The organism is Azospirillum terrae (genome assembly GCF_053470425.1).
On the sequence record NZ_JBPXMR010000068.1, the window covers coordinates 1 to 547 of the forward strand.

A 547-nucleotide genomic window follows, 5' to 3' on the forward strand; every position below is an offset into this window, starting at 1 on the left:
ATTTAAATAATAAATAATAAATCGATAATCGGAGGTAATTAGATATGTCAAAAAACGTAATCGCAGGTCAGGAAGATATTTTCTCTATGTTTGGAATTGTGGATGAAGCAGCAGAACAAAAAAAGCGTGAAGAAGAGGAAAGAGCAAAAAAAGCTGAAGAATTGCGTAAAAAAGTTGAAGCTCAGCGGGAGGCCTCTTCATCTCAACCAGCTGCAAAGAAAGTTGAAATCAAGGTTGTATTTGAACCAAATGAATCTACAGTAATCCGTTATTATGGTGAATCTATTGATATCCTCAATTATTTTACAACGGAAGAACTTGCTGAAGGTTTATTGGTGAAGAAAAAAGATGCTGAATCGGAAAGAAAACCATTGGACGGTGAACTTTTGCGAAGAAGGATGGAAAAGGATTTTCCTGAACTGGTAAAGGATATGACCGAAATGGTTTACATCAAAGACAAGAATATTGTCATACCGGTAATGAAAGCAAAAAAGAAAGGAAATTGTAGCGAAACGTCTTCTTTTGAAGGCGTTTCTCTTTCTATTCC

Annotated in this window: 1 protein-coding gene; it reads left to right on the forward strand. The window is 35.5% G+C overall.

From position 1 onward, the window contains the following. Positions 1–44: 44 nt before the first annotated feature. Positions 45–547 (forward strand): hypothetical protein (locus tag ACSVDD_RS29745; RefSeq protein ID WP_448193011.1); only part of this gene is annotated, 503 nt, incomplete at its 3' end.